20 protein-coding genes and 3 pseudogenes are annotated in these 25,382 nt (G+C 35.5%); 12 read left to right on the top strand and 11 right to left on the bottom strand.

Annotation, left to right across the window (positions count from 1 at the left end; all coding sequences use genetic code 11):
- Nucleotides 1-66 precede the first annotated feature (66 nt).
- The 5 genes and pseudogenes from SAGCYANO_RS49920 to SAGCYANO_RS04280 form a co-directional block, all read left to right on the top strand.
- A pseudogene (locus SAGCYANO_RS49920) lies at nt 67-2,292 on the top strand (LAGLIDADG family homing endonuclease); the annotation flags it as partial.
- Between the two features lie 3 nt (nt 2,293-2,295).
- Nucleotides 2,296-2,727: pseudogene (locus tag SAGCYANO_RS49915) on the top strand (GDP-mannose 4,6-dehydratase); the annotation flags it as partial.
- A gap of 132 nt (nt 2,728-2,859) precedes the next feature.
- On the top strand, nt 2,860-4,095 hold the full coding sequence (locus SAGCYANO_RS04290) for an RNA-guided endonuclease TnpB family protein (RefSeq protein ID WP_202218945.1): 1,236 nt from the start codon (nt 2,860-2,862) through the stop codon (nt 4,093-4,095).
- Nucleotides 4,096-4,452: 357 nt separating this feature from the next.
- A complete protein-coding gene (locus SAGCYANO_RS04285; protein ID WP_202218944.1) occupies nt 4,453-5,820 on the top strand; it encodes a UDP-glucose/GDP-mannose dehydrogenase family protein in 1,368 nt (455 codons plus the stop codon).
- A 401-nt stretch (nt 5,821-6,221) separates the two neighbouring features.
- On the top strand, nt 6,222-6,362 hold the full coding sequence (locus SAGCYANO_RS04280; protein WP_202218943.1) for a hypothetical protein: 141 nt from the start codon (nt 6,222-6,224) through the stop codon (nt 6,360-6,362).
- 240 nt (nt 6,363-6,602) lie between these two features.
- Here the strand turns inward: SAGCYANO_RS04280 and SAGCYANO_RS44000 are convergent, their stop codons facing one another.
- On the bottom strand, nt 6,603-6,833 hold the full coding sequence (locus tag SAGCYANO_RS44000) for a hypothetical protein (protein WP_237395758.1): 231 nt from the start codon (nt 6,831-6,833) through the stop codon (nt 6,603-6,605).
- A gap of 74 nt (nt 6,834-6,907) precedes the next feature.
- A complete protein-coding gene (locus SAGCYANO_RS43995) occupies nt 6,908-7,093 on the bottom strand; it encodes a hypothetical protein (RefSeq protein WP_237395756.1) in 186 nt (61 codons plus the stop codon).
- 393 nt (nt 7,094-7,486) lie between these two features.
- Between SAGCYANO_RS43995 and SAGCYANO_RS04270 the strand changes: the two genes are divergently transcribed.
- Both SAGCYANO_RS04270 and SAGCYANO_RS04265 read left to right on the top strand, forming a co-directional pair.
- Nucleotides 7,487-7,627 (top strand): hypothetical protein, encoded by a 141-nt coding sequence (locus SAGCYANO_RS04270; RefSeq protein ID WP_202218942.1) that lies wholly within the window; start codon nt 7,487-7,489, stop codon nt 7,625-7,627.
- 348 nt (nt 7,628-7,975) lie between these two features.
- Nucleotides 7,976-8,278: a hypothetical protein gene (locus SAGCYANO_RS04265; RefSeq protein WP_202218941.1), complete on the top strand. Its 303-nt coding sequence runs from the start codon at nt 7,976-7,978 to the stop codon at nt 8,276-8,278.
- Nucleotides 8,279-8,498: 220 nt separating this feature from the next.
- Here SAGCYANO_RS04265 and SAGCYANO_RS04260 read toward each other — a convergent pair whose 3' ends face one another.
- The 6 genes and pseudogenes from SAGCYANO_RS04260 to SAGCYANO_RS43980 all read right to left on the bottom strand — a co-directional run bounded on the left by SAGCYANO_RS04260 (nt 8,499) and on the right by SAGCYANO_RS43980 (nt 12,121).
- Entirely contained in the window at nt 8,499-9,338 is an 840-nt protein-coding gene (locus SAGCYANO_RS04260) for a phosphodiester glycosidase family protein (protein WP_202218940.1), read from the bottom strand.
- A 182-nt stretch (nt 9,339-9,520) separates the two neighbouring features.
- A complete protein-coding gene (locus tag SAGCYANO_RS04255; RefSeq protein WP_202218939.1) occupies nt 9,521-10,693 on the bottom strand; it encodes a transposase in 1,173 nt (390 codons plus the stop codon).
- 3 nt (nt 10,694-10,696) lie between these two features.
- A pseudogene (locus SAGCYANO_RS04250) lies at nt 10,697-11,017 on the bottom strand (four helix bundle protein).
- Between the two features lie 456 nt (nt 11,018-11,473).
- Nucleotides 11,474-11,767: a transposase family protein gene (locus SAGCYANO_RS43990; protein ID WP_237395768.1), complete on the bottom strand. Its 294-nt coding sequence runs from the start codon at nt 11,765-11,767 to the stop codon at nt 11,474-11,476.
- On the bottom strand, nt 11,754-11,927 hold the full coding sequence (locus SAGCYANO_RS43985) for a transposase family protein (protein ID WP_237395754.1): 174 nt from the start codon (nt 11,925-11,927) through the stop codon (nt 11,754-11,756). Before SAGCYANO_RS43985 ends, SAGCYANO_RS43990 begins: the two co-directional genes overlap by 14 nt.
- A gap of 26 nt (nt 11,928-11,953) precedes the next feature.
- Complete coding sequence (locus SAGCYANO_RS43980) at nt 11,954-12,121, bottom strand: hypothetical protein (protein ID WP_237395766.1); 168 nt, start codon at nt 12,119-12,121, stop codon at nt 11,954-11,956.
- Nucleotides 12,122-12,834: 713 nt separating this feature from the next.
- Between SAGCYANO_RS43980 and SAGCYANO_RS04235 the strand changes: the two genes are divergently transcribed.
- Nucleotides 12,835-13,065 (top strand): PEP-CTERM sorting domain-containing protein, encoded by a 231-nt coding sequence (locus SAGCYANO_RS04235; protein ID WP_202218938.1) that lies wholly within the window; start codon nt 12,835-12,837, stop codon nt 13,063-13,065.
- 239 nt (nt 13,066-13,304) lie between these two features.
- Here SAGCYANO_RS04235 and SAGCYANO_RS04230 read toward each other — a convergent pair whose 3' ends face one another.
- On the bottom strand, nt 13,305-14,777 hold the full coding sequence (locus SAGCYANO_RS04230; RefSeq protein ID WP_202218937.1) for an aldehyde dehydrogenase family protein: 1,473 nt from the start codon (nt 14,775-14,777) through the stop codon (nt 13,305-13,307).
- Nucleotides 14,778-14,980: 203 nt separating this feature from the next.
- Here SAGCYANO_RS04230 and SAGCYANO_RS47310 point away from each other — a divergent pair, with 203 nt between their 5' ends.
- Nucleotides 14,981-15,112, top strand: coding sequence for a hypothetical protein (locus tag SAGCYANO_RS47310; protein ID WP_255502461.1), 132 nt, complete (start codon nt 14,981-14,983; stop codon nt 15,110-15,112).
- 280 nt (nt 15,113-15,392) lie between these two features.
- On the opposite strand, the gene SAGCYANO_RS04225 is transcribed toward SAGCYANO_RS47310, so the two are convergent.
- Nucleotides 15,393-16,544 (bottom strand): HEAT repeat domain-containing protein, encoded by a 1,152-nt coding sequence (locus tag SAGCYANO_RS04225; protein ID WP_202218936.1) that lies wholly within the window; start codon nt 16,542-16,544, stop codon nt 15,393-15,395.
- A 34-nt stretch (nt 16,545-16,578) separates the two neighbouring features.
- Nucleotides 16,579-18,504, bottom strand: a complete 1,926-nt coding sequence (locus SAGCYANO_RS04220; RefSeq protein ID WP_202218935.1) for an NACHT domain-containing protein — start codon at nt 18,502-18,504, stop codon at nt 16,579-16,581.
- A 1,167-nt stretch (nt 18,505-19,671) separates the two neighbouring features.
- Here SAGCYANO_RS04220 and SAGCYANO_RS04215 point away from each other — a divergent pair.
- The 3 genes from SAGCYANO_RS04215 (at nt 19,672) to SAGCYANO_RS04205 (ending at nt 25,215) form a co-directional block, all read left to right on the top strand.
- Nucleotides 19,672-21,210, top strand: a complete 1,539-nt coding sequence (locus SAGCYANO_RS04215) for a DEAD/DEAH box helicase (protein WP_237395752.1) — start codon at nt 19,672-19,674, stop codon at nt 21,208-21,210.
- Between the two features lie 2,158 nt (nt 21,211-23,368).
- A complete protein-coding gene (locus SAGCYANO_RS04210; RefSeq protein WP_202218933.1) occupies nt 23,369-23,731 on the top strand; it encodes a VOC family protein in 363 nt (120 codons plus the stop codon).
- A gap of 173 nt (nt 23,732-23,904) precedes the next feature.
- Nucleotides 23,905-25,215 (top strand): recombinase family protein, encoded by a 1,311-nt coding sequence (locus tag SAGCYANO_RS04205; protein ID WP_202218932.1) that lies wholly within the window; start codon nt 23,905-23,907, stop codon nt 25,213-25,215.
- Nucleotides 25,216-25,382: the final 167 nt, after the last annotated feature.

The following is a 25,382-nucleotide window of genomic DNA, read 5'->3' as shown; positions in this document are numbered from 1 at the left end:
AATCCAGAAGGTAAAGTCGAATATCATATTCCTGATGAATATATCGTACAACCATATATTGGGGAAATGTACCGTTTTGCTAATAGTAAGTTGGATTTTTGTGTGACTCCTAACCATTGGATGTATGTGCGTAGCAAAACTGATAAATTAAAGTTTATCAGGGCAGATGAAGATAAGCATTGGCAAAGTTTGCAGGCATTAACTGGAGGAGATTTTGAAGGGGAAGAAGTAGAATGGTTTGAGTTAGGAACTTATCCTAGAAATGCCAAGGTAAAAGTAGACAAAATCTTCATGGATGACTGGCTAGAATTTTTGGGTTATTTCATTTCTGAAGGTTGCGTTGATGTGAGAAAAATGTCGCGAGTGGTAGGGGGAAATGATTATGATGTAGCAGATTATAATGTGTTAATTGCTAGAGGAAATTCTGAAGGAGGTTTGAAAATTGCTAATTGTTTAAGTCGTTTAGGGTTGAATTTTACTGAAACTTTATCTGATTCGGATGACGGTCAATTTAGGATTTGTAGTAAACAGTTAGCTGAGATTTTATTGCCTTTAGGTAAGTCTGGTGAAAAATACATTCCTCGTGAGTTATTCCAACTATCAAAACGACAGTTATTAATCTTATTTAAAGCTCTGATAATAGGTGATGGTTCGGAAGAGGGAGATTGCTACGCTTACTATAGTAAATCTAAACAATTAGCAGATGATGTACAAGAATTAGCACTTCGTTGTGGTTATGCGGCTTCGGTAGTTTCTCATGCAGTGGGACGTGACCTTTATCGAGTGAATATTCGACCTGCTAAGGATGCGAATTTAGTGACACCAGAACGGTTCCATTATGTGGGAAAAGTTTATTGTGTTAATGTCACAAACCATGTGGTTTTTGTTAGGAGAAATGGGCGTGCTGCTTGGTGTGGTCAATGTTATGACGAGGGGAAGCGAGTAGCAGAAACTTTGGCATTTGATTACCATCGTCAGAATAATGTTGATATTCGAGTAGTCAGAATTTTTAATAGTTTGACTGGAGACCAAAAGGTAGTTTATTACATTGGTGAAAAACTCTATTATGAAAGTTTTGCTGAATGTTATGACAGGATTAATGGAGATATTTCTAATGTATCGGTGCCTTGTTTTGATGAAAATTCTAAGACAGTAATTAAACCAATTTCTGCAATTTGGAAACATCATGTGAAGAAGAAGGGTTATCAGATAAAAACTGTCTGGGGTAAGCAGATAAAAATTACTGAAGACCATAGTTTATTTAGTAGGGATAATAACGACCGACCTCAAGCAGTTTTTGGAAATGAATTAAAGGTGGGAGATGAAATAGGAGTTCCTAGTTATATCAGTTTTTTGGAGCAACCTTTACCACCATTCCACATTACAGAGAAAATTTCTATTCAAGAAGAAATATCTGTAGAAAGTGAACAGACTATCTCTTATATAGAAAAATATGGAGGTAAAATTCGTGAGTATTTATTGGCAAAAGATGTTCATCCCGAACAACTTTACTCAATACTAAAAAGCTACGAGGCCAAAAATCAGATTCCTTTGCATCTATGGAAATATTTAGAACTTCCTCTATCTAAAAAAGAGAAAATTTGCTATTTATCTTCAAAGGCAATTAAAAATTGGATAGAGAATATAGAAGAATTTTTATGGTTATTAGGGTTTTATGTTGCTCAAGGAAGTTTGATAGACAATGAATTGTTGTTTAAAGGAGAAGCTGAGAAATTAGCAAAATTAATAGAAGTAGTAGAAAGAATATTTGACTGTCAATGTGAAATTAAGGTAGAAGGGTCTATAAGTGTTAAGTCAAAAATTCTGGTCGATTTAATTGCAGAAGGATTGAATTTTGGGAATCAAGAAAAAAATATTCCTAATTGGATTTTACAACTTCCTCCAAAACAATTGATTAGCTTTTTACAGGGATTGAATGAAGGAAATAATCTAGTAGAAGATCGACTAAATTCAAAGATTGAATTTAAGAGTGAAAGTCAGGCGATCGCTGAAAAATTAGTATTAATTTTAGCTAAGTTTGGACTAGTAGCAAATGTCTCAGAAATAGAGGTAAAGGATAATAAAATTTACCGGATAATAATAGAGGGTTTAGAAGATAACAATATTGAGAATTTGTCTAACATTCAACAAAAAATATCGGCAAAAAGTACTGGTGATATTGTCTGGGCAAAAATAGAAAGTATTGAGGAATTTGAAATAGATGATTATGTGTATGATTTTTCAGTACCAAATTATGAAAACTTTATTGGAGGAAGCTACGGAATTTTTGCTCATAATACTTACGGACCAAGAATGTTAGAAAATGATGGTCGAGTAGTAAGTAACTTTATTACACAAGCCTTAAAAGGAATACCACTAACAGTATATGGAGATGGCTCTCAAACCAGAAGTTTCTGTTATGTGTCAGACTTGGTCGAAGGGTTTATTCGATTAATGAATCAAGACTTTATTGGACCAGTTAACATCGGCAACCCTGGAGAATATACCATACTAGAATTGGCTCACACAATTCAACACATGGTTAACCCAGATGCAGAAATAACATATAAACCTCTACCACAAGATGATCCGAAACAGCGACAACCAGATATTACTCGTGCTAAAAAATATTTAGGTTGGGAGCCTACTGTTCCTCTCCAAGAAGGGTTAAAATTGACCATAGAAGATTTTCGAGAGCGGCTCAAAAATGAACCGCCAAAAATTTGAAAGGGGTAAATACAGAAAGCGAAAACTTGTCTAAAACTCGTCAAACTTACTCATAACTATAGCTATAAAACTAAAATGAGTAAGTTTGTTCAGTTGTCTATCCATTGAGTCGTTATTAGCTACAATTAAGGTATGAAGCTAGTTGAACGTCATGTTATTACCAAATCACATTATTTATGGTCAGCTTGTGACCACAAGGCTTTTTTGTCGAAAAATCTGTTCAATTTAGCCAATTACCATTATCGCCAACATTTCTTTGAAAACAAAAAGAAATTAAATTTTAATGAGCTTGATCACAAGGTATCTAAAAGTGACGATTATCAAGCTTTACCAACTAAAGTTAGCAAGCAAATAATCAGAAGATTAGACTCAGCTTGGAGTAGTTATTTTTCTGCTTTAAAAGCATGGCAAAAACAGCCAAAGAAATTTTTAGGTAAACCAAAAATTCCCAAATATAAACATAAAACAAAAGGCCGAAATATTCTGCCCTATCCTAATGAATCAATTTACAAAAAAACCTTAAAAAAGGGGATTTGTCACTTATCCATGAGTGAAATAAAAATACCCACTTCACAGACAGAAATAATAGAGGCAAGGATTATCCCGAAAAGTAGCTGTTATATAATAGAAATAGTCTATGAAAAATCGGAGGAAACAACAGAAAATAAACAAATAGCAGGAGTAGATTTAGGAGTAAATAATTTAATAGCTGTAACTACAAATCAAACAGGAACTTCACCTCTTTTGATAAAAGGCAGACCATTAAAAGCTATTAACACCTTTTATAATAAACAGCGCTCTTTTTTACAATCTCAATTAAAAACTAATCAGAATAAAAGCAATTCTCATCGGTTAAAAAAATTAACTCACAAACGAAATTGTCGAGTTGAAAACTATCTCCATACAGCAAGTAAAAGAGTAATAGATTGGTGTGTAAACCATAAAATAGGAGTATTGATTATTGGGCATAATCAGAGTTGGAAACAAGAGATAAAATTAGGGAAAAAGAACAATCAACAATTTGTGAATATCCCTCATTATAAGTTAATAGAGATGTTAAGATATAAAGCCCAACTAAGAGGAATAAAAGTAATAATAACAGAAGAATCTTATACATCTCAATCAAGCTGTTTAGACGGGGATGATTTACCAAAATATGGAGAAAACAAACCGAAATTTAGTGGAAAAAGAGTAACACGAGGATTGTATAAAACTCGGAAAAATAAATTATTAAATGCAGATGTAAATGGGTCATTGAATATAATTAAAAAAGTAATTCCTGATGTCTTTGACCAGGGAATAAAGGGTTTGCCGTTTAACCCTGTAGTGCTTGATCCACTACGAATGACTAAGATTTCAGGCTTTTGAGTAAGTTTGAGTAAGTTTAGTTGAGCGGTGCAATGAATAATGGATAATTATGTATTAATTGATAATGATTGGAGAGTACAAAGTTCTTCTAACAGAATGATTGTTTTTAAGACTGAAAGTCTGACTGGAAAAGCTTACAGTGCCTACAGTTGCGAATAGAAAGTTTCTCACCTTTAGATAACTGAAAGCCTTAGCTAGCAATAGTTATTTCTAGAACTTTACACTCTCTAGATAGTGAATTTAATTATCAATTATCCATTGGTAAGAAGAGGCTATAAACCTCTAGGGATTAATTATTAATTATCCACGATCCATTGGTAAGTCTTTTTTCCTGTTAAAAATTTTGAGGATATAAATATGCGTGTTTGCGTTATTGGTACTGGTTACGTTGGTTTAGTTACAGGAGTTTGTCTTTCTCATACAGGACATCATGTAATTTGCGTAGACAACAACGAGGAAAAAGTTAAACTCTTAAAATCAGGACAGTCTCCAATCTACGAACCAGGGTTATCTGAACTGATGCAAGGTTGCACCAAAGCAGGAACCCTAGAGTTTACATCTGACTTGAAAGCTGGGGTAGAGCATGGCGATATCTTATTTATTGCTGTTGGTACTCCCCCACTCCCTACAGGGGAAAGCGATACTCGTTATGTTGAGGCAGTGGCGAAAGGGATAGGCGCTCATTTGACTACAGGTTATAAGGTAATTGTAAATAAATCAACTGTACCTATTGGTTCTGGTGACTGGGTACGAAGAATTGTTTTAGATGGGGTTGATGAACGGAAAAAAGAAGATGGTGGCTCCGGTACAGATATTGAAGCTGAATTTGATGTGGTTAGTAACCCAGAGTTTTTACGCGAAGGTTCCGCTATATTCGATACTTTTAATCCAGACCGCATAGTATTGGGTAGTAATAGTCAAAAGGCATTAGATATGATGTTGGAGCTTTATACACCTCTGGTTGAACGTAAGTATGGTGACGATCCTTCACTCCCACCAGTAGCAGTGGTAACAACAGATTTGAGTTCTGCGGAAATGATTAAGTATGCTGCTAATTCTTTCTTGGCAACTAAGATTAGTTTTGTGAATGAGATTGCTAATATTTGCGACCGCGTCGGTGCAGATGTGACTCAGGTTTCTAAGGGTATTGGTTTAGACTCCCGCATTGGTAATAAATTTTTACAAGCTGGTATTGGTTGGGGTGGCTCTTGTTTCCCGAAGGATGTTTCTGCTTTAGTACATACTGCTGATGACTATGGTTGTGAGGCACAGTTGTTGAAATCAGCAATTGAGGTGAATAAGCGTCAACGCATGATAGCAATAGATAAGTTACAGCAAGCGCTGAAAATTCTTAAGGGTAAGACTATTGGTTTATTGGGTTTGACGTTTAAGCCTGATACTGATGATATGCGGGATGCACCTTCTCTAGATTTGATTCAAGAGTTGAACAGGTTGGGGGCAAAGGTGAAGGCTTACGATCCGATTATTTCTCAGTCTGGTATGCGTCATGGTTTGACTGGTGTGGTAGTGGAAACAGATGTAGAAAGACTTGCTGATGGTTGTGATGCTTTGGTGTTGGTGACTGACTGGAAACAGTTTGAGAAATTAGATTATGCTAAAATGGTGAAGTCCATGGAACATAATTTATTTGTTGATGGACGTAATTTCTGCGATCGCAAAGAGTTGGAAACTGCTGGTTTTCAATATGTAGGTATTGGTCATTAAATAGCTATCAGCAATCAGCTTTTCCTAACGGAATGCTCCGCAAACAGCTTTCAGTTAGCATAATTTTCAACAAAATATTATGTAGGGGTGTTCTATGGAACGCTCCTACCATAAATAGGGTCTGCTGAAAAAATTGGTCGGTGGGGGGAAGACACGGAGACGGGTCGATTTGTGGGGAACAGACAATAGTTTCGCCATTTTATGTGAAGAAATTTTCTTGAATTTCAGCAGAAAAATTCAGTAAATTGATGCAAAACTAGCCAATAACTTAGGAGATAAATTGAATATAAAAAACTCAATTACCTTAATTATGCTGACTTTTAGCTTTAGGTAAGATGACAAAAAAATTACCTATTTTTTGTTTTGTTTTGTAAATTTGGCTTGCTAAGGAAATTGAGCTAATGTCGGAATGTAAGAATCATCAAAATGATTCAAGGGAAAATTATTTATCATCTAAAACGTTTATATTAGACATCTCCAAAAATTATCAAGCACTTACTGTAACTATCTTTGAGAGAGCGATCGCCAGCTCCTCCAGATAGTCATTTTTTATGAGATTTATAGTATTACAGATAGTTATTGTTAATTATTTAGCATTTTTATGTAATTATTTCTGGCTTTTTACTATACCTAAAGTTATGATTTATGTTAACATTAGTGTTCCTATTCTTAATCTCACTAAACCACATATTGTTAAAATTACTTTTTCACGGGTTACTCTCTTTTAATCTGAATCTTTCTCGTGCCACTCGCGCAGATTTTTATCAGTCTTATTACATGTTCTACAAATCTTCTTTTTTGAGCTTTTTTTTGATTCTCTTTCTTGACTTTGTATGACATTTTATGGTTTCTTTTTTTTTCTTTGGCCTGTCAATTCTTTCCCCACCTTGATCACCTTTATCTCCTTGAAATCTTTGTTCTTTATCAAACTTTTTTTGTTGTTTTTTGAATAAATTTATATCACTCTCTGGACCTCTTTCTCCTACTATTACATCAACTATTTCTTTTCCCAAAGCTAGTGATTACTATTTGATTTTTTAACGTATGACTTTTTGGCTTGACTGAGTAATATTTTTTCTGCTTTTCATCATTTTTTGGCCTGAATATATCCTGCTGAAGTACTATCAACTCTCAATTCTATTTCTGTCAAAGCTTCTTTTATCCATAAATATTCGTTTTCTTTTCCCGAGAATTCCTCTAGTAAACTAGATGGTAATAATTCCCTCAAAATATCGCTCCAAAGCGCGAAAAATATTATTTGCTGTTGATTCACTAACTCGCTTAGGTTGCTCCTAGCAGTTGAAATGTTGGTACATGATGCAAATAATATAATGTCAACATTATCTCTTCCGCCTTGCCTAAAGACTTTTTTCTTCCTCCTCCCTATTTAAATCTTTTTTCTTCACTGGCGTTCGCGTTAGCGATGCGGAGCATTATCGCCTGTCTTTTTTTGTCTTCAACTTTTTGAGCATTTTCTATTAATTTTATTAGTTGTTTATCTGTAATACCAATAATCCTTTTTGTTTATGAGTGGATGATTATAAATATATTCTAATACATTATTCATTTGGGGACAGCATATATATAATTGGGCACTACAATTTTACCTTAATTTCTATTTTGGAGAGGTCTATTTGTTACGGGTGTCGAAGGAAGTAGAACCACTATGTTATTAAAGGTTTTAGATAATTTAGAGGAGTGTGTTGCTATGGGAGGAAACTATTTTCCCCAATATGTTTCTGACTCTGCTAAACACTTAAATTCTTTAACTGACAAGCTATGGTCTTACCGAATAATTAATAATTAATAATTAATAATTAACAATTAAATAATTCGCGCCTTGAAGCCTCCCCTTTTAAGGGGAAAAAAGCGGTCGTTAGCGTAGCTTCCCGAAGGGTGGGATGGCGAGGTCCCCTAGCCATATCCAATCGACCAAGACAGCGGTCGTAGCGCAGCTTCCCGTAGGGTGGGATGGATGGGTTTCCTAACCATATCCAATCGACCAAGAGAAGAAATAATATTTCCTTATATTCAATTCCGTAGCGGTTTTAACCAGAGGTAATTATTCATTATCCATTATCAATTATCAATTAATGAACCACCCCCCGTTCTTGAAACCAAGCTAACGATTAAGCAAAAAATTCGCAACATTAAAGTGCCAAAAAATAAGCAACTGGTTGCTTACAAAAGGTCTTATCCATTTATTAACCAAAACTTTTTTCCACAGCTTACAGACTTAGTTGATTTTTCTCCAAGAGTTAAAGTTATTATAATGACTCGTTATTTTAAGGAAAATGTGCTTTCTATTTTAAGGAGAGGTTTTGAAAAAGATACAAACATTGCTATTTCTAGAATTGCTAAGGGTTACAATATTTTAACGCAGCAAATTTTATCTAATCTGAGGAAAATTAGTAAAATCAGGATTTTAACTTCTGACTTCATGGATAGTAGAGGTTAACGGTCGTTAAACCCTACAGATTGTGTATAATTTCATTGGAAAATTAGTAGAATAAGTCTGTAAACTTGTTAAAAAAGAGGCGATCGCTTCTGATCAAAAGGCTATTGAACTTTATCCAAACTTTTCTCCATATCGCTACAAATTAGAAAAATTACTCCAACACCGAATCTTTAAATAAACACCTAAAAAGTCTCAATAACTTTACCAAATATTTATAAAACTACCCTAATATAACAATCATTTGAGGTATAGTTCTTGGTGAAGTTATATAATTATTTCCCTGACAAATTAATTGTGTAGAACCTCCACCATCTAACATTATTACTTGATTGGCACCGAAACTTTTCAAAACTTCAGCTGCATGGGGTTGAGTTGCTTGTTTAGAAGTAAAAATTAAAATTTTTTCATTGAGGCGATCGCCATCTTGATCTTGAACTCCAATAAATGTTCTACCTGTTTGATTTTCTACTCCTTTATCAGCATTTTCCTGTAAACCAACAATCAGATTAGGTGCTGTTGATAATTGGAGATTATTTGGCTGAAACTTGCTAATTAATGCTCTATCATTCCAGACTTCTAGCATTAATTTTTCATCGGGAAATTCTATTTCTCCTGCATAACCATCGCTAACTATAATTCCATCTGACTTGACAGGAAATGCTAACCCTGTAGAGGTATTTTTATCGTTTCTAAAAAATTGACCATTAGTAATACAAAATAAACTTGAATTTTCTGAATATAAGTTAGACCATACTTGTGATATTGTCTGACGTTCAAATTGTGGATCGTTACCGCCGTAAGCTCCTTTTTTAGTACCTAAGTCTGTGATATTTCCATAGATAAAATTAATTTTTGCACCTTTAGTTAAATCTACAACTTGCACATAATCTAAATCTTTTTGATAAAGAGTTGTTCCCTGAGAATTATTAATAATTTGGAAACCAAGAGATAGAGGGTTTTGTGATTTACTTTCGGCATTTTGGGTAGAAAATAAGTTTATTGTTATTAAGAGGATAGTTGTTAAAAATAATCCGATTAAAGTCAGACTTTTTTTATTCATTATATCAAATCCGGTTAAACAGCCATAGAATAGTTAAGTCAGGAGGAGTCAACCCACCCCTAACCCCTCCCAACCCACCCCTAACCCCCTCACAAGGGTAGGTTTTTTACATAGGATAGTGGAGATGAGACAAGGAGGACAAGGAAGGAAAGTAGACAAGGAAGAAAGAAGATGAATGTATATTACGAAGTATTCACAACAAAAGATGATTGTGGAAATAATCCATTTAAGGAAATACCTTTAGCGCAAAGTAAATCAGCAACAATATTAATTAGTCCTTGTAAAAAACAAGATATAGTTCGATTTGTTGGCTTCAATTCAAGTTGCTGATTTTCACAGTTTTCGGTAATTACTTGGTTTTTGAACTTGTCTGATAAATGTCGCTGTTCATTAGTACCAACTGTTACAGTCCAGAGAGTAGCTACTGCCATAGCTAACCAGATTCTCTCAGCTCTAGCTGGTTCTCTTAATCTGGTTTTATGCCACTGCCAACCATCACTTTTAACATCTCGATAACTTGATTCAATCCAAAAGCGTAAACTGTACCATTGAGCATTTCCTTGTTCTGGTTCTAAGTCAGTAATAATTAACCAAGGAGTTTTGTAACCTTCAGACCAACAGGCTAATAAAGTACAATCAATAGGGTTAGTTTTAAAACAACTAACCTTACCTGACCAACTCATTGCTGTTTGAGGCACAACTGTCTTTAAAGGTTGCCATTCATTTTCCCCTATTATTCGATATGTTCCTTGATCATTGATTCTCAAAAAAGGATGCCAATTTAAAGCACAAATTTCAGCAAATAACCAATCAGCATACAATCCCCTATCTGCCAAGACAATGACTTGCCAATCATCAGGTATGGCATTTGATAAAGATTTAAACAGATTTTGCCAATGAGGCTTCGAAGAGCCTTTTTCTGTACCTTTCACAATTTTCCAGGCTACAGGAATACCACAACCCTGATAGAGAGTATGAAGAGACAGAACCGTAAAGTTTTGCCCAATATTAGTTGCATCTATTGCCAATGGCAGCCATTTTTCCTCACTATTCCATAAGCTAATAATCCATTTTAGTAAAGGTACAAAGCATTTATTAACATCTAATTCAAGTCTATTTTTACCTTTTTTTGCCTTACTCTCTTGATACCATTCTTTGAGTCGTTTTCGTACTGTATTAGTTTTTTCTCCATTCACTTTAGCAATCAATTCAGAAACTCTAGTTAGACTGCTTGAGCCAGTTATAACCATGCCAAAACTCCAACTAACTAAGCCTGCTATTTCCGGTAATGACAAATGAGGAAAGTGATAAGATACAATTCTTGACCAGTCTTTAAGATACTTATTCTTTAACATAGCTTAACCAATTAACCAATTTTCTGGAGCATTAATCATTTTGACTAGTCCACTTAAAATTTGATTATATTTGCTATATAATTCTCTTCCTTGTTCTGGAGATATATAGTTACACTTCACAGCAAATTTGAGCCAGACTTGCGTTTGCTGCAGATTCAGCTTCACAATCATTTAATAAGCGCGACAAATGATGCTTGATACCTTCTTTTTCGCCACGCCTCCGCAAGGTTGGCACAAACAGAGCGCTCCGGAACGACGAATTTGGTCAGTCAGAGAGTATCTTTCTTCAGTAGGGAATTGTTTTGATAATTCAAAGATAGTCATAGCCGGATCAAATGCTTTTTGATAGATAATGATATCTTCATGAGTTTTAATCCCTCTTTTTTCTTCTTCTCCCTTGTCCACTTTCCCCCCTTGTCTACCTTGTCTAACTCCCATTATACGATTAATGTAAAAAACCTACCCTTGTCAGCCCCTAACCCCTCCCAGGAGGGGATGGGAAGTCAGGAGGACCTAGTCAGGAGGAGAGAGAATTACAAAAATGAGCGTAGTTATGACGATTAGAGAATTTTTTTATGTTCAATAGACATCTCCAAAAATACTCAAACGCTTATACTAACTATCTTTAGTGGAGCGATAGCGTACGCTTAACCGGAGGTTATCGCTACTTATGAAGATAGTTAATTTGTACAGTTTTATGGGTATCAGAGACACTTAGTGTTACTAATTCAAATATTTATTAGACTTTGATTTATTATTTTTATCTCAGTTTTTGATGATTTATACTAATATAAATGAGCCAATTCTTAGTCGCACTAAACCACATATTGTTAAAATTACTTTTTGATAATTATTATCTTTTAATCTGAATCTTTCTCTAGCAAGTCCAAATATTTTAATTAATCTTATTACATGTTCTACAAATATTCTTTTTTTGGCTTTTTCTTGATTTTCTTCTTTGATTTCTGGTGGCATTTCTTTTTTTCTTGGTTTCTTTTTTGGTGTAGTAGTTCTTTCTACTCCTTCATAAGCTTTATCTCCTTGGAATTTTTGTTTTTTATCAAAGTTTTTTATCCTGTTGTTTTCTTAATATTTTTACATCACTTACTGGACCTTTTTCTCCTACTATTACATCCACTATTTCTGTTCCTTTTGGTGTCGTTATTATTTGATTTTTACTCATTATGATTTTTCTTGTTTCCTGAGTAATATTTTTCTTGGTTTTTATATTCACTTGGTCTTTCTCTACCTTGTTCTGTACTATCTACAATTAATTCTAATTCTGTTAATATCTCCTTTACCCATTCCAATACCTAAAACTTTTTTTTTACTTGTTCTAATAAACTTGCTGGCAGTAATTCTCTGAGAATATCTATCCAGAGCGCGAAAAATATTATTAGCACTTGATTCACTTATACCAAAGTTAATTCCTAATGTTTGAAAAGTTGGTATTTGATGTAAATAAAATCACGTTAAAATTATTTCTTCTTCCTTTGTTAAATTCTTTTTTCTTCCTCCACCTGCTTTAATTAATCTTTTTTCTGTTTTGGCGTTGGCGGAGCAAGTGCGGCAGCTACATCGCCTCCTTTTTTTCTGATTCTATTCTTTGGGCATTTTCTATTAATTTTATTAGCTGTTCATAAGTAATACCAATAATTCTTTTTGTTTATGAGTGGATGATTAGAAATATATTCTAAAGTTGGATTCATTTGGGAGACTGTATACATAAATGGTTTTGATAATTTTACCTTATTTTCTATTTTGGAGATGTCTAATAAAACGGATTTGATATTATACCAATTTTATAAATGTTTTTGACAAATGGTAGAGACGCGGAATGCTGCGCAAACAGCTATTAGTAGTCAGCTCGAGCGCAATAAGACCCTGCTTTTAAGGACATAGTTTAAATGAATATAGACTTTAACAACTTTTGTAGTAAGATTAATTCTAGCTCAATTAATACAGCTTTAAAGCCACAGGAAAAGCAATAGCTGAAGTCCGCAGTTCCGACCACAGGAGGCTAGCTGACGGCTGAATGCTTACCTATGATTATAAGCTTAGGATTGGCTTACAAATTGACGGTTCAGGCTATTGTGGTAAATTAAACAGAGAATAATAGCAGTTTTTCTACACAAACTAATTTGGCTGAAAGTTCAGATTTATCACAATTTTTGACTACTAAAACATCCCCTTCTAGTCAAAATATAACTACTGATGGCAATCTCACAAATGGCAATGGGACTGGTAAAGATGTACCGGAGCCTTCTCTAATTTCTGGGTTAGTTTTAATGATGGGATTTGGTGTTTGGAGTGCTAGAAAAAAAGTTAATTGGTATGTAGTTTTTAAGAGTGAAATAATTGTTGGTTGTTGATATGTTTTGAGTAAAATCTCCAGAAATTATCAACCTTATTCAAGTAACCATTGTAGGGATGTTCTATGGAACGTCCCTACTTTTTTTCGGAGTAGTCTAGTAGAAGTATTATAGTAGTCGAAGCAAAAGTGAGGACATTGCTAAATGTTGTTTGCGGAGCATTGACCTAGGAAAAAACTCACTCAGAGATTACTTCTGACTTCTGAGTTCTGAATTGCGCGTAGCGCTATAATCATCAACTACATCTTCACAGTTACAGTCTTAATCTCTGTATACTGCTGTAAACCATACTCACCTAACTCCCGACCAATACCAGACTGCTTAAAACCACCAAACGGTGCAGCAGCATCAAACACATCATAACAATTTACCCAAACAGTACCTGCACGCAGTCTATGAGCAACAGTATGCGCCTTACTCACATCTTGTGTCCAGACACCAGCAGCCAAACCATACATCGTATTATTTGCTCGTTCTACCAGTTCATCAATATCCTTAAACTTAATGATACTCATTACCGGACCAAAAATTTCCTCTTGAGCAATTTTCATATGATCTTGCACATCAGCAAATACAGTTGGTGCAATAAAATAACCGCGATCGCCAACTCTTGCCCCACCGCATAACATCTGGGCACCATCCCGTTGACCAGACTCAATATAACTCATCACTTTATTAAACTGTTCTTCATCAACTTGAGGTCCTTGTTCCACACTCTCAGCAAATGGGTCGCCTACCATCCGGCGTTTTGCCCGTTCTACACTTTTGGCAACAAAATCGTCATAACATTTCTCTTCCACAAACAGACGAGAACCCGCACAGCAACACTGACCTTGATTAAAAAATAAAGCAAAATGTGAGCCTTCAATAGCAGCATCCATATCTGCATCAGCAAACACAATGTTAGGACTCTTGCCACCGAGTTCCAAAGTCACCCGCTTTAAGTTACTCTTGGCAGCAGCTTCCATGATTAAATGACCTACTTCTGTAGAACCAGTGAAAGCAACTTTATCAATATCGTGATGGTGGGAAATGGCAGCACCAGCAGTTGGGCCATAACCAGACAAAATATTGACTACACCAGGAGGAAAACCAGCTTCGACTGCTAGCTCTCCAACCCGAAAAGCTGACAATGGTGTTTGTTCAGCAGTTTTCATTACTAATGTATTACCCATTGCCAATGCTGGGGCAAGTTTCCATGCTTGCATTAATATAGGGAAGTTCCAAGGAATGATTTGACCGACAACTCCTACTGGTTCGTGGCGGGTATAGCAGAAGTAGGGGCCATTGATAGGGATGGTTTTGCCTTGAACTTTGTCTGCCCAACCAGCATAATAGCGATAACAGGCGATCGCTAAAGGTAAGTCTGCACTGAGAGAGTCTTTGAGTGGCTTACCATTATCTAGGGTTTCTAGTCTAGCCAACTCTTCTATATTTTGTTCCATCAAATCTGCTAATTTGTAGAGGAGTTCGCCTCGTTGGGTAGCAGACATTTTCGGCCAGTCGCCACTGGTAAATGCTTTCCGGGCTACGCTTACAGCCTTATCTACATCTGGCGCATCTGCTTCGGCAACGTCACAAATAACTTCTCCTGTTGCCGGGTTAATTGTTTCAAAGCGCTTGCCGGAAGCACTTTCTACCCACTCGTTATTAATTAATAGTTTGGTGGGGCCGATTTTAACTTGTTGTTCTGGTCTTGTAGCTATTACCATAAATTTTTTCCTCACTTTGTTGTGAATATAACCTTTCTACCTCTTGGTAGTCTTGTGTCTCAAAAACTTTAGATATTTTTAAGAATATGAGGAGGCTTTTTTGCACTAAATGATGATTAGAGTCTGTACAGATAGCTTTTCTGTATGTCGGCAAGTCCTAGTAATATTATGTCCGGTAGCATTGGTGTAATTAGATTTATAGTGTGGGGAGGGTGGGAGGTATGGGAGGTGTGGGGAGTTTCGGGAGATGGGGAGATCGAGAAAGATTTGGCAATGGCGCTCAAACAACAGAATTATATTACTCCGAAGCCAACGGATTTGATATAGCAATATGATTTGAGTTGTGAGATATTGGAGACTTTTGTTCTAGGTATGGAGGGAATAGGTATGGAGGGAATAGGTATGGAGGGAAGAAACGAATACATAAGAATAAAAAAACTGCTATATCATAAGCTTTAAAAAAACACCTCAATTCTCACATCTGATTCCTGATTGCTATATTAGATAGTTATATCTATTATTTTTACCTTTTTTTATTCAAGATTTCTTTCTTTTTCCTTCTGCTATACCCTACTATTCTTTTTCGATACTTGAGAAGCTAAATAAACAAGAGGGTTAATTTTGCCAGAGTTTATAAAAGTCGGAATAATTCATTTTTTCGGCATGACTCCAAAGAAAACTTTCGGCAAATTCATAAACAAAACAACCGGGAGTACGGTCTAGAAAAAAGGGATTAGAATCTTGATAATGTTCCTCGGAAGTATATATCCAATCTGGAACTTCTTCTTCTTCCGAAATCTCTTGATAATATCCCCAATATTTTTTTTCCCAGGTTTGATATTCTGGTAAATATTTTTCTAATGCGGTGACTGCTGCTGCAAAGTTTCCTTGAAAAATTGCTTGAATAAATTCTGCTTCTGCTCCAGAGATAGTAAAAATTATTTCGCAATTTCGCATATAAATTTTGAGGATACTATATTTATCTATATCCTGATAATTTTTGATAATTATTAAACCATCCCAACCATGATTATCTATTGCTATAACTCCTACTTCATAAGGATGTATAAGCTTGATTAATTCCAATTTATCGCCTTTAGTAATGTGCTGCAAAGCATTAAGAGCGTCGCTAGTTTGATTATTCATCCATCCGGGACGAATTTCATTAACTAAAGCAGAAATAGCTAGAGAATTTTGCGGGTCAATTTCTCCTAGTATCCAAGCTGCCGATACGCGGTCTGAGTTATCTTTAGTATTTTGAATTAAATTATTTAGGCAATTAATTGCTTCTTTATTTCCGGGATTAATTTTCCATAAACTATCCGCAGCTTGACAATAAAGAAAATCCTGCTTTAAGTCACTTTTCAAAACTTTTATCAAAGCATTAATAACCTTTGAATTTCCTACACCGAGAATTTGCAAACTACTCATAGAATATAAGAGAGTATTGTAGTCTTGGCTGACTTCTAATAATTTAACTAAAGCATCAATAACTTCTGGAGTACCTATAGCAATTTTTCCTAAAGTTTGAGCAATTTCAGCATGGAAAAAAGGAGAGCTAGAACTCTCAATTAACTGAAGCAAAGTTGTTACAGCCTGAGAATTACCAGCACCAAATTTACCAATTTCGTGAAAAGTTTTTCTCAGTTCCTTTTCCTCAGTATTAGTTGTTAATTGTTTCAGCAAAATCTCAACTTTTTCAGGGTTGCTAATTTCCTGACTAGGCTGTACAAAACCTAATCGCCAAGGATGTATAAACGTAAGCATTCAGCCGTCAGCTATCAGCCATCAGCTATTGCTTTTAGTTTGAGATAAAAGCTTGACTAATTGAGTCAGAATTTATACTTACTATAAAAGCCAGCTGAAACAGTCTATATTCATTAAAACCCCCTTCTTTTGCTGAGAGCTGATAGCTAATAGCTGAATGCTTACGTATAAACTGCGAATCATCCCGAAATTTTTGCCATTTTCTACACTGCTTAAAAACTTTAGTAAGAGGATAGTCAGCAGAACATTTTCCTAATTCACAAAATCCATTTTGAGCAATAAAATATGCTTTAATCCGATAAAAATTACCACAGCCATCCTCAAAATTTATTAACTGTTCAAAAAATTCCTTTCTTTGACTTTCATCAACATCTTCTCGCCCCAACCATAACAAAAAAATCTGTTTCCATTCCGGTTGAAAAATGCGGTAAATTCCCTGAGCGGGATTTTCAGGAATATACTTAAAGAAAAACTGCCAATTTTCCACCGCCAAAGCAGCAAAATATTCTTGAAAAGTCGGATGAAAAAAAGCATAAACAGGCGACTCAGAATTTTCTACAGCTACACCCACTTGATTCAACCAACCTAATTTTATTATTAGTTGAAATAACCAAGTATCACTTTCCCCAAGAATCTGACAAACCAACGAACGAGAAAGTCTAAACCTAGAATTTGTTTGAGAAATAGCCTGTTGTGCTAATTTCCCCAAAGCAAGATTTAATTCTTTCCGAATAGCAGAAGTAGTAGGAAAAATTTCCTCCTTCCATTCATAAAAAACCTCCACAAATCTTTCATAAAGAGCAGCTTTTGTAGTGGGCAACCTCCCCTGTCGTCGCTGCCAAGAATAACAAAGTAGTGCCAAGCGCAAAGGATTTTTTACCAAATTTCTAATCCTTTCTTTTCCCGGTTTTTTCAACTCCCGATCTAACTTTTTTCCCAACTCCAAATTAACAAACCATTTACCGATAAACTCACCCACCTGTAACTCAGAAAAATCAAGATTTCGATAAACATCAAAATCAAACAACGCATTTTTTCCCCCATCCCAAACATTCAACCGACAACTCAAAACCGCCCGTGCTTCCCCAACCCAACCTTTAAGTTGAGAAGCGACTACTGCCAAAGCATTATCCACAGACATCTCATCCACACCATCCAACAATAACCACACCGACCCCCGGTTAAACAACTCCACCAAAGCATCCTCCATTTCCGGTTTCACCCGCGCCGTCAGAAAAGCTTCTTTTAGCCAAACTTGCAGCAAATATTCCTCAATAGTTTTCCCATCTAAATCTGCTAAAGACACCCAAATAACAACATCTTGCTCAGTTTCGGCAAACACCCACTCCCCAATATGCTGCAATAAAGTTGTTTTTCCCGCACCAGGTTCTCCAATAATAGCGATACGTTTGCCTTGACTTTTCGGAGTGTGTCCCTGACGCAACACTTCTTCAAAAAATTGATTTAACTCTAACGTCTTAGTTATTTCGTAGTTGGTGGGAGCATATAATTCCGAACCATTTTCCGCAGTACAATTACTATCGCGTTTGGGTTGACATTTGCGCTCGACCAACCCCAGTGGTACATAAATTTCTGCGCGATCGAATGTTGTACCGTCGCCTATTGTGAGGGGGTTCGTGGTTAAATGTCTTTTTTCCCTCAGCATTTTTTGACAAGTTTGCCGATGAATTAATAAATTTTTCTCTGCTTCTATATTATTAGTTTGTGGTGGGAAAACTTGGGGTTCGACAATATCTTTTAATTCTAAATTTAAGGCTTGGGTAATCCATTCTGCGTAGGGAATATCAACTGCTTTACCATAAAAAAAGCGTTTAACAGTAGATGGAGAAACACCTGTTTTTTCTGCCAGTTTTTCGTAACTTAGGTTCTTTTTTGCCTTTCTGAGTTTTTCTATTCCCGAATTGGTAGCTTTAATACTTCTGCTTTTTTTAGATGCCATGATTGTTTGATTACTCGAAATTTACGTTCTCCCTAAATCTCCCTTAAAAAGAGATAATTTTAAATAGTTATCCCCTTTTTCCAGGAAGATTTTTGATAATTCCTCCCTTTTTCCAGGAAGATTTTTAATAATTCCTGCCTTTTTCTAGAAAGACTTTGAATAGTTACTCCCTTTTTCCAGGAAGATTTTTAATAATTCCTGCCTTTTTCTAGAAAGACTTTGAATAGTTACTCCCTTTTTCCAGGAAGATTTTTAATAATTCCTGCCTTTTTCCAGGAAGACTTTTAATAGTTCCTCCCTTTTTCCAGAGAGACTTTTAATAATTCCTGCCTTTTTCTAGAGAGACTTTTAATAATTCCTGCCTTTTTCTAGAAAGACTTTTAATAGTTCCTCCCTTTTTCCAGAGAGACTTTTAATAATTTCTGCCTTTTTCCCGAGAGACTTTTAATAGTTACTCCCTTTTTCTAGAAATACTTTTAATAATCCCTGGCTTTTTATCGGAAGACTTTTGACAGTTACTCCCTTTTTCCAGGAAGACTTTTAATAGTTCCTCCCTTTTTCTAGAAATACTTTTAATAATCCCTGGCTTTTTATCAGAAGACTTTTGACAGTTACTCCCTTTTTCCAGGAAGACTTTTAATAATTCCTGCCTTTTTCTAGAAATACTTTTAATAGTTACTCCCTTTTTCTAGAAATACTTTTAATAATTCCTGCCTTTTTATTGGAAGACTTTTGACAGTTACTCCCTTTTTCCAGGAAGACTTTTAATAGTTCCTCCCTTTTTCCAGAGAGACTTTTAATACTCCTCCCTTTTTAAGGCCGGGCTAATTCTTTGTCGTCAGAGAATATTAAGTTAGAAATACATTTAATTGTGCAAATCTCCCCCACTCCCTTCCCTATCCCTGTATCCGTGCCATAATCTCTGTGAGCCACTCCCCCACTCCCCTACTCCCTTTTTCTCTAATGACAATAAATTGACCCTGCCCTTTTTAAGGGAGGAGAGATCGACTCTTCAAAAATACCAAAAAAATACCAATCATATTTTAACTCAATTAACAAGGTCAGTTCGGTTCAGTTTATTCTGACCTCATCTGCTCTTGATGATTAATTAAACCTCAGACTAACTTGGAATAGTAAACATTTTGCATGAGAAAAACTTCTTTTTCTATGACAAATTCACAACAAAATTTAACCCGTTCCAGCGCTATTACTGAGATGCACTCCCAACTCGGCACATTATCAAAAAATCTCGAACCAATGGCAAAAATAATTCCTCCCGGACCGCAACGAATTAGAGGAATTGCTGGTTCGGGAAAAACAGTTTTATTATGTCAAAAAGCTGCTTATATGCACTTACAAAATCCTGACTGGGATATTGCTTTAGTATTTTTTACTCGTTCTCTCTACGACTTGATGGAAAAACAAGTAAATAAATGGCTAAAATACTTTAGCGACGGTAAAGTTCAATACGACAAAAGAAATTCTAAACTCAAAGTATTTCATGCTTGGGGAACTGACGAAAAAAATGGTTTATACCGAAAAATTCGTAAAGCTCACAATTTCAAACCAGAACCTCATAATTATCCAAATTATTCTCCTCCCGAACAGTTAGCTAAAGTTGTTATTCAGTTACTAGAAGCTAGAGAAATTCAACCGATGTTTGATGCAATATTAATTGATGAAGGACAGGATCTAGTAGTGCGCGATGAATTAAAATTTAAAGGTAAACAACCAATTTATTGGCTAGCATGGCAAGCTTTACGACCTGTTAATTCTGAAAAACCTCAACAAAAACGTTTAATTTGGGCTTATGATGAAGCACAAAGTTTACACAGTCTAAAAATTCCCACTGCCAAAGAATTATTTGGTGAAGAATTGAGCGATTTAGTGAAAGGTATAGATAAAGGAGCTATTTCCAAAAGCATAATTATGAAACAATGTTTTCGCACTCCTCACTCAATACTTACCGCTGCTCATGGAATTGGAATGGGATTATTTCGCTCTGATGGAATGTTGTCTAGATATACAAATAAAAAGGATTGGGAAAAAATTGGTTATCAAGTGGAAGGCAGTTTTAATAATGGTCAAAAAATTACTTTGTCTCGCCCTCCTGAAAATTATCCTAATCCTCTTCCTGAAATTTGGAAAAAACCTGTTTTAGAATTTAATATCTATAAAAATAGAGAGGCTGAATTAACTGCTTTATCTGACAAGATTAAATATAATCTTGAATTCGATAAACTTAACCCCTCCCGAAATATTTTAGTTATTGTTTTGGGTTCGTCACGGGAAGAAGCAATGGCATTACAAAAAGAAGTTGGAGAATTTTTGATTCAGCAAAACATTAATATTTATATTTCTAGTGCAAGTAATATTAATGACTTAGAACGTAATGACAGAAACCGAAACCAATTTTGGCATGAAGCAGGAATTACTATTTCTCTAATTCATCGCGCTAAGGGAAATGAAGCAGATATGGTTTATGTAATTGGTGTCGATAAAATTGCTGAAAATGAGAGTAATATTAATCTCCGAAATGCCTTATTTGTTGCTTTAACCAGAGCGCGGGGTTGGGCAGTTTTGAGTGGAATAGATGACTATCCAATGTATCAAGAAATTCGACAAGTTATAGACATAGCAGAAAGTGGTAAACCTTTCACTTTTACCTATAAGCGATCGCCCCAATGGAATCTCAACGACCGCTAAATTTATTACTATCAAAAATTTTCTTACTGCCAAGGCATAGAAGTTAATTTCTATGCTCTTTTTATCAAAAAAAATCCATAAAATTTTATCTATACTACTATCAGTAAATAGATTTGCCTCCTTAATTAGGGTTTGCTGAAAAAATATTTTTAAGAAGTAGGGGAGCAGGGTAGTGGGGGAGTAGAGAGTAGTTAGGAGGAGCAGAGAATAGAATTTAATTAGGAGGTAGTCTGATATATTTGTCCCTGAATTTTTCTGCAATTATTCTGCCTTTTATACTAAATTTTTGAGGGTTTTGGACGTGAGACCTGGAACTTTTTTCAACCCAAAAAAGGCTTGAGCCAATATCAGTCAATGCTTTGAGATTCAATCGGTAGAGCAATGATTAAATTACTGTATTATATAGATGTCAAAATTTAGAAATAAGTTAAGCATTTGGCCATTAACTATTAGCTAGCCTCTGACAGAGGAACTGCGGACTTCAGCTATTAAGGAGGAGTTCATTAATAGATAATGGATAATTGATAATTACCTCGGGTTTTAACCGTTACGGAATTGAATATCAGGAATATAGTCTTTTCTCTTAGTCCATTGGATATGTCGAGGTATCCTCGCCACCCCTCGACCGCTTTTTTCTCCTTAAAAGGGGAGGCTTTAAGGCGCGAATTATTTAATAATTAATTATTAATTATTCGGTAAAAACGATTGATAGATAATTAAAAGTTACGATGAAAGTATACTCCTTGAAAAAGTATTCCGGAACATAAAAACTAGAGAGCAACCCCTCCTAAAATTAAATGACTGATAGACAATTAAAAGTTACGATGAAAATATACTCCTTGAAAAAGTATTCCGGAACGAAAAAACCTAGGAGCAACCCCTCCTAAAATTAAATGACTGATAGACAGTTAAAGTCTGCTCCTTGAAAAAGTATTCCGGAACGAAAAACCTAGGAGCAACCCCTCCTAAAATTAAATGACTGATAGACAATTAAAAGTTACGATGAAAATATACTCCTTGAAAAAGTATTCCGGAACGAAAAACCTAGGAGCAACCCCTCCTAAAATTAAATGACTGATAGACAATTAAAAGTTACGATGAAAATATACTCCTTGAAAAAGTATTCCGGAACATAAAAGCTAGGGCACAACCCCTCCTAAAATTAAATGACTGATAGACAATTAAAAGTTACTATGAAAATCTGCTCCTTTAAAAACTATTCCGGAATTGAAAAACTAGGGCACAACCCCTCCTAAAATTAAAGGAATGATAGACAATTAAAAGTTACTACTAAAATCTGCTCATTGAAAAACTATTCCGGAATTGAAAAACTAGGGCACAACCCCTCCTAAAATTAAAGGAATGATAGACAATTAAAAGTTACTACTAAAATCTGCTCATTGAAAAACTATTCCGGAACATAAAAACTAGAGAGCAACCCCTCCTAAAATTAAATGACTGATAGACAATTAAAAGTTACGATGAAAATATACTCCTTGAAAAAGTATTCCGGAACATAAAAGCTAGGGCACAACCCCTCCTAAAATTAAATGACTGATAGACAATTAAAAGTTACGATGAAAATATACTCCTTGAAAAAGTATTCCGGAACATAAAAGCTAGAAAGCAACCCCTCCTAAAATTAAATGACTGATAGACAATTAAAAGTTACTATGAAAATCTGCTCCTTTAAAAACTATTCCGGAATTGAAAAACTAGGGCACAACCCCTCCTAAAATTAAAGGAATGATAGACAATTAAAAGTTACTACTAAAATCTGCTCATTGAAAAACTATTCCGGAACATAAAAACTAGAGAGCAATCCCTCCTAAAATTAAATGACTGATAGACAATTAAAAGTTACTATTAAAATCTGCTCATTGAAAAACTATTCCGGAATGAAAAGGCTAGGAAGCAACCCCTTCTAAAATTAAAGGACTTGCTCCCGTGTCGCGGATGAGCAACCCAAACTTTTCGGTCCGGACTGCTCCGAAACAGAGACCTAACACTACCTTTTTAAGCTAATAGCTCATAGATAGTTAACCTGAGAAAGAATTATTTATTATTCGCTCAAAGCGCTGACTGCTAAGAGCAGTTTGCGCAGCATTCCGTAGGAAATGCTTACTAAATAACCAACCACTTATCCATAATATAAACTATGCAAATAACTCAATATCTCCATGCCGCTCTGTTAGTTTCAGACCTTGAAAAAGCCGAACATTTCTATGGTCAAATTCTCCAACTCCCAAAAGTAGAACGCTCCCTCAATTTTCCCGGTACATGGTATCAAGTCGGCAACTTCCAAATACATCTAATAGTATCCTCAGAAATAATTTCAGATTTAGTAAATTTAGAAAAATTGGGCAGAAACCGACATTTAGCATTTTCTGTAGCTGACATAGATAGTGCTAAAGCACAACTACTAGCAAATAATTCCCCTATTCAAATGAGTGCTTCCGGTAGAGCTGCATTATTTACTCAAGACCCCGACGGTAATATTATAGAATTAAGTCAACATTAAAGAATTTAGAATTTAGAATTTAGAATTTAGAATTACCTCTTCTTATCAATTTAAGAGGATGGGTTCATTAATTGATAATGGATAATTATGTCTTTAAAAATTGATAATTATCAATTGTCAATTATCAATTATAAAGAGAGGCTTTATACCTGAATTTTTCGGTAAGATAATCTGTGAGAATTATTGCCTATTCATATACAAACCCCCTGTTTGAAACTGCCCCAGACCGCACAACTTGGGGGTGGGAAGTTGACCATATTTATCACGACTTAGGCGATCGCCAACAACTCCAACAACTCCTACTCGACTGTCAAACTCAAGCAGTTAATTATCTCTTAATTCGTAAACTTGAAGAATTGGGAGACTCTGTAGAAGAAGTATGCGATCGCCTCAACCAACTCGAATCTCTCAATATTCAAATTATTCCCCTCGACTCAGATATCAACATCAACCCCAACTCACCAAGCAGCACCTCACCAAGCAAAATAGACTTACTCAGACTCCTCAACCAAATTCGCCAAAACCAACATAGTCGCAAAATTCGCACTGCCCATGCTCGCAACCGCATTAAAGCCATACCCCCACCAGGTAAAGCACCCTACGGATATCGCCGAGGTAAGGACCGTTACACCCTGGACAGAAGTGCTGCTCCCGTTGTCAAAGACTTCTTTGAAAACTTCCTTCTGTTTGCTTCCTTGCGCGGTGCTGTTCGCTATATTCAGAAAAAATACGGCAAAAAAATCTCCGTTACCACTGGACGACGTTGGTTAACCAACCCCGTTTATCGTGGTGACTTACAATATCAAAATAATGAAGTCATCTCTAATACTCATCTTCCCATAATTTCTAGAGAAGAAGCTGCTCAAGTCGAACGTTTGCTCCGACGCAACCGCCGAATGCCACCGCGCACTGCCAGCGCCCCCCATTCTCTAGCAGGTTTAGTTGTCTGCACAGAATGTCAGTCTCCAATGATTACGGCAAAAGTTACTACTTTTCGCAAAGAGAAAGAATATCTCTATTTGCGTCCCAAAAGTTGTTCCCGCAAACCAAAATGTAAAGCTTTAAATTATCAACAAATTTTGGCAGAAACTATAGAAATAATTTGTCGAGATTTACCATCGGCGATCGCTGCTTTAGAAATGCCAAATATGGATGGAATTAAGAGTACAATTAAACAGGATATTTCTGATAAGCAAGATATTCTTTTTCAACTACCAAATCTCACGGAAAATGGCATTCTTGACCGAGAAACTGCTGAACTCCGTACTTACAAAATTAGAACAGAAATTGCTCAATTACAAAGTCAACTTAACCAGTTACCACCAGTCAATTTATTAGAGACTGCCAAAGCGGTTTGCATAACCCAATTTTGGTGGGATTTATCAGAGTCAGAAAGGAGATTTTACTTGCGCGAATTTATCAGTAGAATAGAAATTATTCGTCAAGATTTAGATTGGCATTTACAAGTTATTTTTATTTTTTAATTGTGTTATGAAAGAAGGAAGAAGGAAGGAAAAATTTTGCATTGCCTGATCTGGTTCTCTCTTCTTGCTTCTTTCTTCCCTCCTGACTCCTGTAGGGGCGAATGCCATTCGCCCCTACTCCTGACTCCTCAGTTGTTTATTTATCAGTATTCAACCGGACATGATAT

This window comes from Okeania sp. KiyG1, from assembly GCF_014132355.1.
Lineage (GTDB): Bacteria > Cyanobacteriota > Cyanobacteriia > Cyanobacteriales > Microcoleaceae > Okeania.
The sequence above is the reverse complement of the archived record's forward strand: the minus strand, read 5'-3'. Positions and strand labels throughout refer to the sequence as shown.

Excerpts from the sequence above, each read along its gene's own strand:
- SAGCYANO_RS04290 (WP_202218945.1), top strand. The coding sequence starts at position 2,860 with ATGAAGCTAGTTGAACGTCATGTTATTACCAAATCACATTATTTATGG.
- SAGCYANO_RS04285 (WP_202218944.1), top strand. The coding sequence starts at position 4,453 with ATGCGTGTTTGCGTTATTGGTACTGGTTACGTTGGTTTAGTTACAGGA.
- SAGCYANO_RS04280 (WP_202218943.1), top strand. The coding sequence starts at position 6,222 with ATGTCGGAATGTAAGAATCATCAAAATGATTCAAGGGAAAATTATTTA.
- SAGCYANO_RS04270 (WP_202218942.1), top strand. The coding sequence starts at position 7,487 with ATGTTATTAAAGGTTTTAGATAATTTAGAGGAGTGTGTTGCTATGGGA.
- SAGCYANO_RS04260 (WP_202218940.1), bottom strand. The coding sequence starts at position 9,338 with ATGAATAAAAAAAGTCTGACTTTAATCGGATTATTTTTAACAACTATC.
- SAGCYANO_RS04255 (WP_202218939.1), bottom strand. The coding sequence starts at position 10,693 with ATGTTAAAGAATAAGTATCTTAAAGACTGGTCAAGAATTGTATCTTAT.
- SAGCYANO_RS04230 (WP_202218937.1), bottom strand. The coding sequence starts at position 14,777 with ATGGTAATAGCTACAAGACCAGAACAACAAGTTAAAATCGGCCCCACC.
- SAGCYANO_RS04225 (WP_202218936.1), bottom strand. The coding sequence starts at position 16,544 with ATGCTTACGTTTATACATCCTTGGCGATTAGGTTTTGTACAGCCTAGT.
- SAGCYANO_RS04220 (WP_202218935.1), bottom strand. The coding sequence starts at position 18,504 with ATGGCATCTAAAAAAAGCAGAAGTATTAAAGCTACCAATTCGGGAATA.
- SAGCYANO_RS04215 (WP_237395752.1), top strand. The coding sequence starts at position 19,672 with ATGACAAATTCACAACAAAATTTAACCCGTTCCAGCGCTATTACTGAG.
- SAGCYANO_RS04210 (WP_202218933.1), top strand. The coding sequence starts at position 23,369 with ATGCAAATAACTCAATATCTCCATGCCGCTCTGTTAGTTTCAGACCTT.